The 15,172-nt window shown below is 48.1% G+C and carries 14 protein-coding genes, 2 tRNA genes and 1 riboswitch; of the genes, 13 read left to right on the forward strand and 3 right to left on the reverse strand.

Annotation, left to right across the window (positions count from 1 at the left end; genetic code table 11):
- Positions 1-102 precede the first annotated feature (102 nt).
- The 3 genes from AOA56_RS07075 to AOA56_RS07085 all read right to left on the reverse strand — a co-directional run bounded on the left by AOA56_RS07075 (position 103) and on the right by AOA56_RS07085 (position 4,622).
- Positions 103-1,842 carry a [FeFe] hydrogenase, group A gene (locus AOA56_RS07075; RefSeq protein WP_053769252.1) on the reverse strand — a complete coding sequence of 580 codons (1,740 nt, stop codon included), beginning with the start codon at positions 1,840-1,842 and terminating at the stop codon, positions 103-105.
- Complete coding sequence (locus AOA56_RS07080) at positions 1,836-3,668, reverse strand: NAD(P)-binding protein (RefSeq protein WP_024731899.1); 1,833 nt, start codon at positions 3,666-3,668, stop codon at positions 1,836-1,838. Before AOA56_RS07080 ends, AOA56_RS07075 begins: the two co-directional genes overlap by 7 nt.
- 345 nt (positions 3,669-4,013) lie before the next feature.
- Positions 4,014-4,622, reverse strand: coding sequence for a TetR/AcrR family transcriptional regulator (locus AOA56_RS07085; RefSeq protein WP_053769253.1), 609 nt, complete (start codon positions 4,620-4,622; stop codon positions 4,014-4,016).
- A gap of 148 nt (positions 4,623-4,770) precedes the next feature.
- On the opposite strand from AOA56_RS07085, the gene AOA56_RS07090 reads away from it, so the two are divergent.
- The 13 genes from AOA56_RS07090 (at position 4,771) to AOA56_RS07150 (ending at position 14,778) form a co-directional block, all read left to right on the forward strand.
- Positions 4,771-6,930 (forward strand): Tex family protein, encoded by a 2,160-nt coding sequence (locus AOA56_RS07090; RefSeq protein WP_053769266.1) that lies wholly within the window; start codon positions 4,771-4,773, stop codon positions 6,928-6,930.
- A 53-nt stretch (positions 6,931-6,983) separates the two neighbouring features.
- A riboswitch (FMN riboswitch) is annotated at positions 6,984-7,104 on the forward strand.
- A 166-nt stretch (positions 7,105-7,270) separates the two neighbouring features.
- Positions 7,271-7,906, forward strand: coding sequence for an ECF transporter S component (locus AOA56_RS07095; protein ID WP_024731901.1), 636 nt, complete (start codon positions 7,271-7,273; stop codon positions 7,904-7,906).
- Between the two features lie 149 nt (positions 7,907-8,055).
- Positions 8,056-8,595: a YcxB family protein gene (locus tag AOA56_RS07100; RefSeq protein WP_053769254.1), complete on the forward strand. Its 540-nt coding sequence runs from the start codon at positions 8,056-8,058 to the stop codon at positions 8,593-8,595.
- Between the two features lie 12 nt (positions 8,596-8,607).
- Positions 8,608-9,042: a tRNA (adenosine(37)-N6)-threonylcarbamoyltransferase complex ATPase subunit type 1 TsaE gene (gene tsaE, locus AOA56_RS07105; RefSeq protein WP_024731903.1), complete on the forward strand. Its 435-nt coding sequence runs from the start codon at positions 8,608-8,610 to the stop codon at positions 9,040-9,042.
- A complete protein-coding gene (trpS, locus tag AOA56_RS07110) occupies positions 9,042-10,127 on the forward strand; it encodes a tryptophan--tRNA ligase (RefSeq protein WP_048620785.1) in 1,086 nt (361 codons plus the stop codon). Before tsaE ends, trpS begins: the two co-directional genes overlap by 1 nt.
- A gap of 12 nt (positions 10,128-10,139) precedes the next feature.
- Positions 10,140-10,859, forward strand: a complete 720-nt coding sequence (gene tsaB, locus AOA56_RS16115) for a tRNA (adenosine(37)-N6)-threonylcarbamoyltransferase complex dimerization subunit type 1 TsaB (protein ID WP_053769255.1) — start codon at positions 10,140-10,142, stop codon at positions 10,857-10,859.
- On the forward strand, positions 10,846-11,307 hold the full coding sequence (gene rimI / locus AOA56_RS16120; RefSeq protein ID WP_048620787.1) for a ribosomal protein S18-alanine N-acetyltransferase: 462 nt from the start codon (positions 10,846-10,848) through the stop codon (positions 11,305-11,307). The genes tsaB and rimI overlap by 14 nt, the downstream gene beginning before the upstream one ends.
- A 52-nt stretch (positions 11,308-11,359) precedes the next feature.
- Positions 11,360-11,599, forward strand: a complete 240-nt coding sequence (locus AOA56_RS07125; protein ID WP_048620825.1) for a hypothetical protein — start codon at positions 11,360-11,362, stop codon at positions 11,597-11,599.
- Positions 11,600-11,704: 105 nt separating this feature from the next.
- Entirely contained in the window at positions 11,705-12,616 is a 912-nt protein-coding gene (locus AOA56_RS07130; protein WP_053769256.1) for a ribonuclease Z, read from the forward strand.
- A 13-nt stretch (positions 12,617-12,629) separates the two neighbouring features.
- On the forward strand, positions 12,630-13,658 hold the full coding sequence (gene tsaD, locus AOA56_RS07135; protein WP_048620789.1) for a tRNA (adenosine(37)-N6)-threonylcarbamoyltransferase complex transferase subunit TsaD: 1,029 nt from the start codon (positions 12,630-12,632) through the stop codon (positions 13,656-13,658).
- A 15-nt stretch (positions 13,659-13,673) separates the two neighbouring features.
- Positions 13,674-14,378: a 2-C-methyl-D-erythritol 4-phosphate cytidylyltransferase gene (gene ispD / locus AOA56_RS07140; RefSeq protein WP_034594281.1), complete on the forward strand. Its 705-nt coding sequence runs from the start codon at positions 13,674-13,676 to the stop codon at positions 14,376-14,378.
- A 207-nt stretch (positions 14,379-14,585) separates the two neighbouring features.
- A tRNA-Ser gene (locus AOA56_RS07145) sits at positions 14,586-14,671 on the forward strand.
- Between the two features lie 18 nt (positions 14,672-14,689).
- Positions 14,690-14,778, forward strand: a tRNA-Ser gene (locus AOA56_RS07150).
- Positions 14,779-15,172 lie beyond the last annotated feature (394 nt).

Here is a 15,172-nt window from a genome sequence, read left to right on the forward strand (position 1 = left end):
TATGAAAAATGATTGAATATTTTATAAATATTTAAAGAAATCCGCCTTTGGAGCAGGGCCAAAGAGCCGTACCTCCAAAGGCGGAACAAATATCAAAATCTATTATTTCTCAGGTCTTGGCATTTCCCATGCCTGGTGATCCGTGTGCAGAAGCATATGGGCCTTGTGGGATAATGGCTGCCCCATGAAGTCTGCATAGAGCTTCTGAACGTCCGGGTTCTCGTGGGAGAAGCGAAGAGGTGCGTTTTTGTCGAGGAAATAGAGGTTCTGTCCACGCTCGTAAGCAAGCTCTTCGCCATCATGGATGACCTGCCCGCCGCCTCCGACACAGCCGCCAGGACAGGCCATGACTTCCACAAAATCATAGTGAACTTCCCCGCGCTCAATCTGCTGGAGCAGACGTCTCGTATTGCCAAGTCCGCTGACAACAGCCGCTTTTACTACCGCATCGCCGATCCGGATTTCAGCGGATTTTACGCCCTTGCCGTCATTGCGGACATCCTGGAATGCATCCGGATCCGGGTTCTTGCCTGTTACGAGGTAGTATGCGGAACGAAGGGCAGCCTCCATAACACCGCCGGTTACACCGAAGATGACTCCGGCTCCCGTGTACTCTTTCATCAATCGGTCAAACTCCCGGTTTTCCAGGGAGAATGGTGGAATATGTGCGGAGCGGATCATACGCGTCAGCTCTCTTGTAGTAAGCACAACATCCGTATCATGTCCGGAGTACTCTTCATAGAAGAGTTCCATGTTGCTTTCGCCCTTTTTTGCCACGCAAGGCATTACAGAAATTGTGAAAATTCGGTCTGGGCTTACCTGAAGAGCATCTGCAAAATACGTTTTCATCACGGCGCCAAACATCTGCTGAGGAGACTTGGCGGTGGAAAGCTGCGGTACCAAGTGAGGAAACTGCGATTTGATAAATCGGATCCAGCCCGGGCAACAGGAAGTAAACATCGGACGAACTTTTGTCTCGCCTTTCGTAAAGCGCTCTAAAAATTCATTTCCTTCTTCCATAATTGTGAGATCGGCGGAGAAGCTGGTGTCAAATACGAAGTCTACTCCGAGTTTGTGGAGAGCGTCCGCAATTTTTCCAACGGTCGCTTCTTCCCGGGAAAGACCAAGAGCCTCTCCCCATGCGGTGCGGACAGCAGGAGCGATCTGAGCTACTGTGATTGTGTCTTTGTCCGCGATAGCGTCCCATACTTTTTCTGTATCGTCACGCTCTCGCAGAGCACCAACAGGACAGTGGGTGATGCATTGTCCGCAAAGCGAACAGTCTGCCTCCTCGATCTTTCGTCCGCCGGATACATTGACGGTAGAGCGGGAGCCGGTACCCTCGAGATCCCAGATGTGCAGGTTCTGAACCTTGTCACAGATCTGGATACAGCGCATACACTTGATACATTTTGCGGAATCCCGTATGAGCGGGAAGTTTTTATTCCATGGCTGGCGTTCCAGACGCTCGCTAAACGGAAGGTCAAGGATATTCAGATCGTTTGCGATTTTCTGGAGTGAACAGTTGCCGCTGCGTACGCAGGTCGCACACTTACAGTCATGCTGCGAGAGGATGAGCTGCACGGTATTGCGACGATCCGCGCGCACTTTCGGACTGTTTGTATAGAGAACCATGCCTTCCTGTACCGTATTGTTACAGGAAGTGATAAGACGGTCCTTACCTTCCATTTCTACAACACAGACACGGCAGGCAGCAATTTCATTGATATCTTTCAGATAACAAAGCTTCGGGATGATAATTCCGTTCTGAGCCGCCGCGTCCATGATCGTGGTACCTTCCGGTACACAGATTTGTTTATTGTCAATTTTCAGATTTACCATACTTTCTCGCGGCCTCCTTTAAAAATTCCAAAACCAAAGTGGTCGCAGCGCAGGCAGCGGTTTGCCTCCTGCTTTGCTTCCTGGCAGGTCATACAGTTTTCCACACCGTCAAAATCGTGAATCCGTTCACAGGCTTCTCTTTCAGGAAGCTCTACACGTCCGCACGGTACGCGGTCGTCCAGATTCGGCTCAGGAATCTCCACGTCACAGGTAATCTCGTGATGGAATCCCAGATACTCGTCGATGTTGGCGGCAACAACTTTTGCGGCGGCGATGGCCCGGATTACGGTCGCAGGTCCGGTCGCACAGTCTCCTCCGGCAAATACGCCCGGAAGATTACTGAATCCGCCGAATTTTTCTGCCATGATCTTTCCTCTTTCTACCGGAAGTCCGGCTTTCTCAAAATGCTCTGTCTCAATATTCTGTCCGATGGCAACGATCAGAGTCGTGCAAGGAACAAATTCATCCGGAAGTCCGGAAGCTTTTACGCTCGCACGTCCGCCTTTTACTTCACTGATCATCTGTGGAGTCACATAGATGCCGCGGATGTGTCCGTTTTCATCGGTCTCAATGCGTGACGGCGCGCGAAGAGTGCGGATCTCGACGCCCTCGGCAATCGCACCCTCAATTTCAGCCGGGAGCGCGGTCATATCTGCGGTACGGCGGCGGTAGAGGATGCTCACTTTCTTTGCGCCAAGTCTGACAGCAGAACGGACTGCGTCCATAGATACATTTCCGCCGCCCACGATGGCAACTTCCTGACCTGCCAGATCCGGATTGATGCCCTTTCCTACATCCCGAAGGAAACGGACTGCGGACATAACACCCTCTGCGTCTTCGCCTTCGATGCCAAGCTTCTTATCGGTGCTGGCACCGATGGTGATCAGAACCGCGTCATAGGAAGCGCGCAGTTCCTGTACAGTGACGTCGGTGCCGATACGCAGGCCGTGCTTTACCTGAACGCCAGTGTCCAGAATCGCCTGAATGTCTTCACCTAGCCGGTCTTTTGGCAGTCGGTAGTTTGGAATACCATAACGGAGCATACCACCAAGTTCCGGCAGCATCTCGTATACTGTAACCTGATGTCCCATGAGCTGGAGATAATATGCGGCACTCAGCCCGCCAGGACCTCCCCCGATGACGGCAACGGTTTTGCCGGTGGAAGGAGCGCACTTCGGCGGCGGTACCTTCCCGGCAAAGTCGGCTGCCATCCGCTTGAGACCACGGATATTGACAGCATCATCCACCATGTTTCGGCGACATCTCGCCTCACAAGGATGCTCGCAAATAAAGCCGCATGTGGTCGGGAATGGATTGTCTTTTCGGATCAGACGTATGGCATCCGCATAGCGTTCCTCACGCACGAGCGCAATATAACCCGGAATATCTACATGGGCAGGACACAGTGCCACGCAAGGAACAGGCTGGTTGTATGTACAGGTGCAGCGCCCATTGCGGATGTGCTCCTCATAGTCCTCGCGATAACCGATCAGTCCTTTATAAACCATTCTGGCCGCCTCGTATCCGATCGCACAGTCGGCGGTCTCCATAATCGAACGGGCAGTGCGTTCCATTAAATCCAGAGTCTCCATCGTTGCTTCCCCATTCAGCACGTCTGTAATCAGGTGCTTCAACTGAGAAAGTCCGATACGGCATGGTACACACTTCCCGCATGTCTGTGCATGGCACAGTTCCAGAAATGCTCTGGAGATATCAACAGGGCACAGGCCCGGAGGGCTTGCTTCGATTCGTCGTTCTAAATCTTTATATAATCCCTCAACGACCAGTTGTGCCTTACTCGGGGTAGGGAGTTCAAGTCTGCTCATATCTTTTCACCTCACAATATAATTTACGAATCACGTATATACCCATTCTACAATGATCTGCCAAAATAGACAATAAAAGTTAAAAAAAAGACAATGAATTTGGGTGGAATGTATAAATTATAGAAAAACTCTATAAAACAAGAAATATATTAAGATAAGCGATTTGCTTTTGGAGGTGTCAAGAGATATAATAAACTCATCAAAGGTAAACAGTTACCAAGTAAGAATTACAAATTCCCTTCTAAAATGAAAAGACCTTTCAGAAACGCTTATCTGAAAGGTTTTTGCCATTTCTAAAAGGATATGGAAGGCGCATCCGGACAGAAACGCTGTCTGAGAGTGTCCCTAGTTCAGGATACTGTCCAGATATTTCCCAAGAGAACGCTCCATATTGCCTGCAAAGTCTGTATCTCCGTTCCGGAGACACCACTCAAAAACATTCCCGATGACAATCATACGGATATCTGTGGAGATCTCTTCCAGAGAAAGAGTGACGGATACAGTGCCGGCTTCGATGGCACGAGCCAGATAATTGGTGACTGTCACGATCGGATAAGGCCGTTTTGTACGGCTCACTGCATTGAGAGCCTGATTTTTCGGCGTATAGTAGTTGGACATAAATACGACGCCCAGCTCCTTACAGTACGCGACGTAATTCAAATAGACGAGGATGATTGCCCTTTTTGCCTCGGCTGCATCCTTTGGAAGTTCCAGGCAGCCCGGATCTATTGTCGGCTGTTCTTCTATATAATATGAAAGCAGGTCATCTTTTGTCTTAAAATGATGATAAAAACTTCCGTTGGATACACCTGCTTCCTCGCAGATATTCTTGATGGAGAGTGCGTCATATCCTTGTTTTTGAAGGATCTTTTTGGCTGCCAAAAAAATCCGGTTCTTCGTTTCAAAGGATTTCTGCTGCTGTCTTGACATTGGCTGTTTGTTGTTTACTTTCATAAATGGAGTCCTCCTTATCATCCAAAATATAGCATAGGGGAAGAGGGATTGCAAGAAAAACAGAGTAAACTCTGGTTTTGTAAAGTTGCATCAAAGACCCGCATCCGCTATAATGACAAGGAAGTACTTTTTGAGAGAGGAATCGGAAATGGACATTATTCAGAAAATTACAGAAGAGCTGAATGTAATGAAATGGCAGGTCGAGGCAGCGGTCAGACTGATTGACGAAGGCAACACGATCCCCTTTATTGCAAGATACAGAAAAGAAGCGACCGGAACGCTGGACGATGAGCAGCTCAGAAAGCTTTCCGAACGGCTTATTTATCTGCGGAATCTGGAGGAGAAAAAGGAGCAGGTTCTCTGTAGCATCGAGGAGCAGGGAAAACTGACGGAAGAGCTAAAGGCGGAGGTTTTAGCCGCACAGACCCAGGTGGCGGTAGACGATCTGTACCGGCCGTATCGTCCGAAGCGGAGAACAAGGGCAACAATCGCAAAGGAAAAGGGACTGGAGCCCCTTGCGGCACTTCTGATGCGCCAGAAGTTAAAAGAACCGGCACTTCAGGCAGCAGAATCTTATGTTTCAGAAGAGAAAGGAGTGGCGTCTGGGCAGGAAGCACTTGACGGCGCCAAAGATATCTTGGCGGAACTGGTTTCCGATGAGGCGAAATACCGAACAAAAATCCGGAAACTGACAGCACAGAAGGGGAAGATTGTCTCCAGCGCCAAGGATGAAAAACAGGAATCCGTCTATGAAATGTATTATGAATTCGAGGAGATGGTGGCAAAGATTGCCGGACACCGGATTCTGGCGCTCAACAGGGGGGAGAAGGAAAAGATGCTCACGGTCCATGTGGAGGCGCCGGAGGAAGAGATTCTCCGTTATCTGGACAGTCAGATTATCCGTGGTGATAATCCGCATACGGAACCGGTATTAAAGGATGTGATCCGGGACAGCTACAGCCGGCTGATTGCTCCTGCCATCGAGAGGGAGATACGCAATGAATTGACAGAGAAGGCGGAGGACGGCGCTATTGCGGTCTTCGGGAAAAATCTGACCCAGCTTCTTATGCAGCCGCCGATCACTGGACAGGTTGTTCTTGGATGGGATCCGGCATTTCGGACAGGCTGCAAGCTCGCAGTGGTGGATCCGACCGGAAAGGTACTTGGAACAACGGTCATTTATCCTACTGCCCCGACCACGCCTGCCAAGATTAAGGCGTCTAAAGATCTGCTCAAGAAGATTATCCCGAAGTACCACATCAGTCTGATCTCGCTTGGAAACGGAACGGCATCCAGAGAATCAGAGCAATTCATTGTAGAACTCTTGAAAGAAATTCCGGAGGAGCATGTGCAGTATGTTATTGTCAATGAGGCGGGAGCTTCCGTCTATTCTGCCAGCAAACTGGCGACAGAAGAATTCCCGAAATTTGATGTGGGACAAAGAAGCGCGGCATCTATCGCAAGACGGCTGCAGGATCCGCTGGCGGAGCTGGTGAAGATTGATCCGAAATCTATCGGAGTCGGCCAGTACCAGCATGACATGAACCAGAAGAAGTTAAACGAAGCGCTTGGAGGCGTGGTGGAAGCCTGTGTAAATAAGGTAGGTGTAGATCTGAATACGGCATCCGCACCGCTTCTTTCCTATATTTCCGGTATCTCCGGAACAATCGCAAAAAATATTGTAGCTTACCGGGAAGCAAACGGACGGTTCACGGATCGCAGACAGCTTCTGAAAGTGCCGAAACTCGGACCGAAAGCCTTTGAACAGTGCGCGGGATTTATGAGAATCAACCAAGGCGATAATCCATTGGATAGGACAAGCGTTCATCCGGAGTCCTATGAGGCAGCAAAGGAGTTGCTGGCAAAGCAGGGATTTACGGCGGAAGATCTGGAGAAAGGAAATCTTTCAGAACTCCCTGCTACCATCCGGGACTATAAGAAGCTGGCAGAAGAGCTTGGAATCGGCGAGATTACCCTGAGGGATATCGTAAAAGAACTGGAAAAACCGGCCAGAGATCCACGGGAGGAGATGCCGAAGCCGATTTTAAGAACAGACGTCCTGGAGATGAAAGACTTACAAGAAGGAATGGTTCTCAAAGGGACAGTCCGCAATGTCATCGATTTCGGTGCGTTTGTGGACATCGGAGTTCACCAGGATGGGCTGGTACATATTTCGGAGATTACGGAAAAAAAGTTTATTAAGCATCCACTGGAGGTGGTGAGTGTAGGTGATATTGTGGATGTCAAAGTATTAAGTGTGGATCTTAAAAGAAAGAGGATTGAGCTCACCATGAAGGGAATCCATTAGAAAAAACTATTGAAATTTCTGACTCGCAGGTTTATACTAAAGGTCGACAGGAAAAAATTCTTCGGGGTCGGGTGAAAGTCCCAACCGGCGGTGAAAGTCCGCGACCTGCCTTTTGGCGGCTGATCCGGTGCAATTCCGGAACCGACAGTACAGTCTGGATGAGAGAAGAAAATGTAGGAAAAGGCAACATCCGTTGTCTGATTCAGTACATGATTCCCCGGAACTTTTTGTTCCGGGGATTTTTGACTTCATGGGAGAGTTCGTCCCCTGCGGGAGGCCCTCAGACCGGAAGAGTTTCTTTTCTGAAATGTAAAATCATTTATAAAAGGAGAGAAGAAACATGGAAAACACACAGAAAAATGCAGGAGTCAGAAGAAGGAGTAATACAAAAGTCAGATATATGACGCAGGTCGGGATGCTGTCGGCGGTGGCTACAGTTCTGATGCTGTTTGAGTTTCCATTGCCGTTTGTGCCGGATTTCTATAAGATTGATATCAGCGAGATCCCGGTGCTTCTTGGTACCTTTGCCATGGGTCCTCTGGCAGGAGTGATGACAGAGTGTATTAAGATTTTGCTGAACTTTGTAATAAATGGCACGACGACAGGTGGTATCGGTGAGCTGGCAAACTTCCTGATCGGATGCAGCTTCTGCGTACCGGCGGGGCTGATTTATAAAAGAATGCATACGAGAAAAGGCGCGCTCACCGGCCTTGTGACAGGTACTGTGATTATGGTGCTGATCGGATGCTTACTCAATGCCTTTGTTCTGTTGCCGACTTACGCGGCGGCTTTTGGAATACCGCTGGATACGCTTGTACAGATGGGACACGCACTGAATCCGGCGATTAATGGAGTGACGACCTTTGTCATTCTTGCAGTGGGACCGTTCAATCTGATCAAAGGGCTCCTCGTATCCATTATTCTGCTTCTGATTTATAAAAAAGTAAGCCCGATTCTCCATGGCGCAAGCCATTAGTAGCGAAAGCGGATCATATAAAAACCTCTGCCATCGGCGGAGGTTTTTGTGGTTTCACAGGGAAACAGGGGATTCTTCGCAAAGTTAATATTGTAACCGGAGAGCGGATGAGTTATAATTTTCATATTCGGAAATATGGAGGAAAATAAATGAAACCAAGTTTTGAAGTGAAAATGACACAGGAAGCACTCTTTGAATTTCTGATGTTTCATACATATCATGGAATCAAGGGGATTCTGTATCTGATTGTGGGAGTCGGCTGCTGGCTGGGAGCGATCGCGAGCTTTGCGATGGGAAAAGTCTCTCTTGGTCTTGGACTGGTTCTTGTTTTTGCAACCTGCCTGTTTATTATACCGATGATCTTAAAGTTCAGTGCAGGCAGTCAGATCAAAAAAAGTAAAATATACAGTATGCCGATCCATTATACATTGGAAAAGGACGGACTTCGCGTGGAGCGTGACGGGAAAAACAAGGTCACTCCATGGAAGGATATGTACCGGGTGATGATGACGCCGAATCTGGTGGCCATCTACCAGACGCCGTACGCGGCTTTTATTTTCCCAAACGATGATATCGGGCTGCAGATGGATCCGTTAAAGAAGACGCTGCACTCGCTGTTTTCAGAAGATCGTATTGAGGATAATTCCGGTAGGATTCTGCCGTTTTTGTTCTCCAGAAAGAAAAAATAGGGAGGAAGCGGTATGGTAAGAGAGACATATTCGGAGCAGGAGACCTTTGAGCTTGGGAAAGAGATCGGGGAGCATGCCAAGGGCGGAGAGGTTTTTACGCTGGAGGGAGATCTTGGTGTGGGGAAAACTGTCTTTACCAAGGGATTCGCATACGGGCTTGGGGTTCGGGATGATGTCGTGAGTCCGACCTTTACGATCGTCCAGGAATACGAGGATGGTCGGCTGCCGTTCTACCATTTTGACGTGTACCGGATCGGGGCTGTGGAAGAGATGGACGAGATCGGATATGAGGATTACATCCAAGGTGAAGGCGTCTGCCTGATCGAATGGGCGAATTTGATCGAGGAGATTTTACCTGGGGAGAGGACACAGATTGTCATAGAGAAAGACCTGGAGAAAGGGTTTGATTACAGAAAAATAACTATCAGTCAAGTGGAGGGATCATAATGTCGAAGATTATTTTAACAGGGGACAGACCGACCGGAAAGCTGCATGTCGGCCATTATGTCGGCTCTCTGAAAGGAAGAGTACAACTGCAAAATTCAGGTAAATACGATGAAGTATTTATTATGATTGCGGACGCACAGGCATTGACAGACAATGCGGATAATCCGGAGAAAGTGCGCCAAAATATTATTGAGGTGGCGTTGGATTATCTTTCCTGCGGATTGGATCCGGTGAAATCTACTCTTTTGATCCAGTCTCAGATTCCGGAGCTCTGTGAGTTGTCTTTTTACTATATGAATCTTGTGACCGTCTCAAGATTACAGAGAAATCCGACCGTTAAATCCGAGATTCAGATGCGAAATTTTGAGGCAAGCATTCCGGTGGGATTTTTCACCTACCCGATCAGTCAGGCAGCGGATATCACCGCGTTTAAAGCTACGACGGTGCCGGTAGGGGAAGACCAGCTTCCGATGCTGGAGCAGACCAAGGAGATCGTGCGGAAATTCAATTCCATTTACGGGGAGACTCTGGTGGAGCCGGAAGTGTTGCTTCCGTCCAATCAGGCATGTCTGCGGCTTCCGGGTATTGACGGAAAGGCGAAGATGAGCAAGTCTTTGAACAACTGTATTTACCTTTCCGACAGTGCGGATGATGTGAAGAAGAAGATTATGAATATGTTCACCGATCCGAACCATCTGAAGGTTTCTGATCCTGGAAAGGTGGATGGCAATCCGGTATTCATTTATCTGGATGCATTCTGCCAGGAGCATCATTTTGAGGAGTTCCTGCCGGAGTATGCCAACTTGGACGAGCTGAAAGCCCACTATACAAGAGGTGGCCTTGGGGATGTGAAAGTAAAGCGTTTCCTTAACGAAGTTATTCAGGAAGAGCTGGAGCCGATTCGGAAACGGAGAAAAGAATATGAAAAGGATATCCCGGCGATTTATGAGATCCTGAAAAAGGGAAGCGAGAAAGCTGAGGAAGTGGCGGCCAAGACACTTTCAGAGGTGAAGTCTGCTATGAAGATTAATTATTTCGATGATGCTGAGCTGATTAGAGAGCAGGCAGAGCGATTCCAAAGTTAGAGGAGCGGTATTATGCGGATATTGGCATTGGACAGTTCCGGACTCACAGCAAGCGTGGCTGTTGTGGAGGACGAGCAGATCCTGTTTGAATATACAATGAATTATAAGAAGACACATTCTCAGACGTTACTGCCGATGCTTGACGAAGCGGTCCGGATGACGGGACTTTCTCTGGATACGGTAGATGCGATTGCAGTGGCAGGGGGACCGGGATCCTTTACAGGGCTGCGGATTGGATCTGCGACGGCAAAAGGACTGGGACTCGCCCTTGACAAACCTCTTATTCATGTGCCGACGGCAGATGCCATGGCTTATAGGATGTTTGGTTTTCATGGATTGATTTGTCCGATCATGGATGCAAGAAGAAGTCAGGTTTATACCGGGATTTATGAATTTGATGAGCAATTTAAAGTGGTTAGGGATCAGATGGCCGAAGATATTTTTGCTCTTGCAGAGCTGTTAAATCAGTTCGGAAAGCGGGTCGTGTTCCTGGGGGACGGAGTGCCGGTATACCGGGAGAATATTAAGGAAACAATGAAAGTACCATATGTCTTTGCGCCTCCGCATATGTGCAGACAGAGCGCGGCGGCTGTCGGAGCACTGGGACTGATCTATGCAAAACGCGGATTTACGGAGCACGCCAGAGACCACAAGCCGGACTATCTTCGGATGTCCCAGGCAGAGAGGGAAAAACTGGAACGAGAGAAAGGACAACAGCATGATCGTCCGTAAGGCCAGTAAGGAGGAGGCAGCCCGGATCGCAAAGATGGAGCGGGCTGTTTTTTCTGATGCGTGGAGTGAAGCAGGAATTTTGGAAACCATGTGCCAGCACACGGCGTCGGTTTATGTGGCTTCCGTAGAGAATACGATTGCAGGATATGCTATCGTCTATACTGTGATGGATGAAGGAGAACTTGTAAGGATTGCTGTGGACTCTATGTTTCGCAGGCAAGGGGTTGCCGGCTCTCTTTTGGATACTCTGATTCGGGAAGGGCAAGATCATGGAATTCTGCTGTGGCATCTGGAAGTCCGGAAAAGTAATGACGCGGCACAAGGGCTGTACCGGAGCAGAGGATTTTCAAAAGATGGAATCCGAAGGGGATTTTATGAAAATCCCCGGGAGGACGCGGTCCTGATGAGTCTGCGTCTGGAAACGCTTTCCGGTGTACAGGAAGAATGAAACAGGATATAATGAGGGCGTAACAAAAGAGAAACTCATTGGAGGGATTTGTATGCGCCGCTATATAATGAAAGAAAAGAGAGAAACAGAGACCATCATCTGCAACGGATGCGGAAAAGAAATTTGTGTGACGGATGGAATTCCTAAGGAAGACATGCTTTCGGTTGAGAAACGATGGGGCTATTTTTCTGGTAAAGATAATGAGGTCCATCGCTTCGATCTTTGTGAGGATTGTTACGATCGATTGATTGCACAGTTTGTGATTGCGCCGGAGACAGAAAACGGGGAATAGGCAAACACGCATTGAACCGGCGCTGTGTTTTCAACAGGTTGAAAGCTCCACTGTCCGTGTAGATATGGAGAAAAAAATGAATGAAAGACAGTTAGGAGAGAGAACATGCTGGATGTTTGTTTGTTAGGTACCGGAGGCATGATGCCGCTTCCATACCGCTGGCTCACATCATTGATGATGCGCTACAATGGAAGCAGTATTCTGATTGACTGTGGGGAGGGGACGCAGATTGCGATCAAGGAGAAAGGATGGAGCTTTAAGCCGATTGACGTGATTTGTTTTACCCATTTCCACGGGGATCATATCAGCGGTCTTCCGGGCCTTCTGCTTACGATGGGAAATGCGGACAGGAAGGAGCCCCTTACACTGATCGGGCCAAGAGGTCTGGAAAAGGTAGTGGGCGCGCTGCGGGTGATTGCGCCGGAGCTTCCTTTTGAACTGCGGTTTTTAGAGATCGGGGAGCCGCAGCAGACGTTTGAGATGAAGGGTTACCGGATCCGTGCCTTTCGTGTGAATCACAATGTAACTTGTTACGGGTACACTGTGGAGATTGACCGGGCGGGAAAATTTGACGTGGATCGGGCCAAAAGTCAGGAGATCCCGCAGAAATACTGGCGTTTTCTGCAAAAAGGAGAGACGATTGAAGCGGAAGGGCGGATTCTGACACCGGATATGGTGCTTGGTGCTCCAAGAAAAGGAATTAAGCTTACATATTGTACGGATACACGTCCGACAAAATCCATCCAGGACAATGCCAAAGGGGCGGATTTATTTATCTGTGAGGGCATGTACGGAGAGACGGACAAAGCGAAAAAAGCGGTCGAATACAAGCATATGACCTTTTATGAAGCGGCAAGAATTGCCAGGGATGCAGAGGTGAAGGAAATGTGGCTGACCCATTACAGCCCTTCACTGACAAGACCAGAGGAGTACATGGATGAAGTACGGAGGATTTTCCCTCGCACTAAAGCCGGGAAAGACCGGATGAGCGTGAATCTGGAGTTTCCGGAAGCATAGTGGAGGTAGAAAGATGAGTGAAAAGAAAGAAATTACAATACTGGCAATAGAAAGTTCCTGTGACGAAACAGCGGCGGCGGTTGTACGTAATGGAAGAACCGTTCTTTCTAATATTATTTCTTCCCAGATTGACCTGCACAAGCTGTACGGAGGGGTGGTGCCGGAAATTGCCTCCCGGAAACATATTGAGAAGATCAATCAGGTGATCGAAGAAGCGCTGTGTGAAGCGGATTGCTCTCTGGATGATATAGACGCTATTGGCGTGACATACGGTCCGGGACTTGTAGGAGCACTTCTCGTAGGAGTTGCCGAGGCAAAAGCCATTGCTTACGCAAGGAACCTTCCATTGATTGGAGTACACCATATTGAGGGGCATATTTCGGCGAATTATATTGAGAATAAGGAGCTGGAACCACCGTTTTTATGTCTCGTTGTATCCGGTGGACATACCCATCTGGTTTGTGTAGAAGGCTACGGCAAATATCGGATCCTTGGTAAGACAAAAGACGATGCGGCAGGCGAAGCATTTGATAAGGTGGCGCGGGCTATTGATCTGGGTTATCCTGGCGGCCCGAAGATCGACAAACTTGCCAAAGAAGGAAATCCAGATGCCATTGATTTTCCGAGGGCACACGTGGGAGACTCCGTGTATGATTTCAGTTTCAGTGGCGTAAAGTCCGCGGTACTGAACTATATTAACGGGTGTAAGATGAAACAGGCGGAGTATAATCGTGCGGACATTGCGGCTTCTTTTCAGAAAGCAGTGACAGATGTGCTTGTTGATCATGCCATGGCAGGAGTGGAGAATTACGGACTCAAAAAACTTGCCATTGCGGGAGGCGTGGCTTCTAATTCTGCACTTCGGGCGGCAATGCGAAAGGCATGTGAGGAAAGAGGAATTGAATTCTATTATCCGTCTCCCATTCTTTGTACCGATAATGCGGCTATGATCGGTGCGGCCGCGTTTTATGATTATCAGAATGGAATCCGCAGTGGATGGGATCTTAACGCAGTTCCAAACTTAAAGCTCGGGGAACGCTAGAAAGCGGGGATAAAGATGAAAGAAAGGTGTATAGCGATAGTGCTTGCCGCAGGACAAGGGAAACGGATGGGAGGAACAGTCCATAAGCAGTACCTGGATCTTGGCGGAAAACCGATTCTTGCACATACATTAAAAGTATTTGAGGATTCTGATTTGATTGACGAGGTGCTTCTTGTTACGGGGGCAGATGAGAGAGGGTGGGTCAGGAAGACGATTGTGGAGAATTACGGATTCCGGAAGGTCACAGAGATCATTTCGGGCGGGAAAGAGCGCTATGATTCTGTATGGAATGGTCTGCAGAACATTGACCAGAGGGAAGAGAAAGAAAACACTTATGTGTTCATACATGATGGAGCCAGACCCTTTGTGAATGACGTCATGTTACAGCGGGCATATAAAGAGGTCCGACAGAGCAAAGCCTGTGTGGTAGGGATGCCGGTCAAGGATACGATCAAGATTGTAAACGAAAATCTGGAGGCAGAGGAGACACCGGAAAGAAAGCGGCTCTGGATGGTACAGACCCCGCAGGCGTTTCATGCATCTTTAATAATAGAAGCATATCGGAAAATGATGGTTGTACAGCACGATCATGTGACAGATGATGCCATGGCGGTGGAACTGATGATGCAGCATCCAGTGAAAATGGTGGAAGGATCCTATGAAAATATTAAAATTACCACGCCGGAAGACTTACGCATAGCAGAGGTATTCTTATGTTAAATGGCACAGAACAGGAAAATACAAGGAGATACAACGAAACGTTCTGTAAGTAAGTTTATGACTGTTTTTTATTATTTCAGGCTGCATGACTGAATGGCTGCAGAAAATCGAAAAATATGTAAATTTCTGGTTGACAAGAGAAAACACTTCTGATAAAATAACCATTGTTCGCTGAGCGAACGAAAAGTTTGTGAATATAGAGAGTGTGGAGAGGTATCGAAGTGGTCATAACGAGGCGGTCTTGAAAACCGTTTGTCCGAAAGGGCGCGTGGGTTCGAATCCCACCCTCTCCGCTTCATTCAAACAGTCTTGGAGAAATACCCAAGAGGCTGAAGGGGCTCCCCTGGAAAGGGAGTAGGTCGTTAATAGCGGCGCGAGGGTTCAAATCCCTCTTTCTCCGTTTTCTTTATGGCCTTATTTAAAGGGCAGATAAAGAGAAAGATTATCAAATCAAAGAAAATAAAAAGGTTTCAAAAAACACTTGACACAGAGGAACAGATGTGATAATCTAATATAGCTGTCGCGAGACAGCGCCCAGAACTTTGATAACTGAACAATAGACAACGATCCCTGAAAATTCAAGAGAATTATTCAGAACAGGAACTTTAAGTTCCACAAACCAGACAACAGTAACGGGATAGATTAGCGAGAGTTGATCTTGACCAGAAGCAAGCAATGGTAAGGAAGCTCCTGCGATACTAGATTCGCAAGCAAGACTTGCTCATCAAGTCATCGAGGAGCGTAAACGAACATAGGATCCGAAAAGACCGGATCCAAGTTCTTATTACGAGAGT

The organism is Sellimonas intestinalis (assembly GCF_001280875.1).
Taxonomy (GTDB): Bacteria; Bacillota; Clostridia; order Lachnospirales; family Lachnospiraceae; genus Sellimonas; species Sellimonas intestinalis.

Bases quoted from the DNA above. Each gene is read 5' to 3' on its own strand.
- AOA56_RS07075 (WP_053769252.1), bottom strand. From the start codon at position 1,842: ATGGTAAATCTGAAAATTGACAATAAACAAATCTGTGTACCGGAAGGT.
- AOA56_RS07080 (WP_024731899.1), bottom strand. From the start codon at position 3,668: ATGAGCAGACTTGAACTCCCTACCCCGAGTAAGGCACAACTGGTCGTT.
- AOA56_RS07085 (WP_053769253.1), bottom strand. From the start codon at position 4,622: ATGAAAGTAAACAACAAACAGCCAATGTCAAGACAGCAGCAGAAATCC.
- AOA56_RS07090 (WP_053769266.1), top strand. From the start codon at position 4,771: ATGGACATTATTCAGAAAATTACAGAAGAGCTGAATGTAATGAAATGG.
- AOA56_RS07095 (WP_024731901.1), top strand. From the start codon at position 7,271: ATGGAAAACACACAGAAAAATGCAGGAGTCAGAAGAAGGAGTAATACA.
- AOA56_RS07100 (WP_053769254.1), top strand. From the start codon at position 8,056: ATGAAACCAAGTTTTGAAGTGAAAATGACACAGGAAGCACTCTTTGAA.
- tsaE (WP_024731903.1), top strand. From the start codon at position 8,608: ATGGTAAGAGAGACATATTCGGAGCAGGAGACCTTTGAGCTTGGGAAA.
- trpS (WP_048620785.1), top strand. From the start codon at position 9,042: ATGTCGAAGATTATTTTAACAGGGGACAGACCGACCGGAAAGCTGCAT.
- tsaB (WP_053769255.1), top strand. From the start codon at position 10,140: ATGCGGATATTGGCATTGGACAGTTCCGGACTCACAGCAAGCGTGGCT.
- rimI (WP_048620787.1), top strand. From the start codon at position 10,846: ATGATCGTCCGTAAGGCCAGTAAGGAGGAGGCAGCCCGGATCGCAAAG.
- AOA56_RS07125 (WP_048620825.1), top strand. From the start codon at position 11,360: ATGCGCCGCTATATAATGAAAGAAAAGAGAGAAACAGAGACCATCATC.
- AOA56_RS07130 (WP_053769256.1), top strand. From the start codon at position 11,705: ATGCTGGATGTTTGTTTGTTAGGTACCGGAGGCATGATGCCGCTTCCA.
- tsaD (WP_048620789.1), top strand. From the start codon at position 12,630: ATGAGTGAAAAGAAAGAAATTACAATACTGGCAATAGAAAGTTCCTGT.
- ispD (WP_034594281.1), top strand. From the start codon at position 13,674: ATGAAAGAAAGGTGTATAGCGATAGTGCTTGCCGCAGGACAAGGGAAA.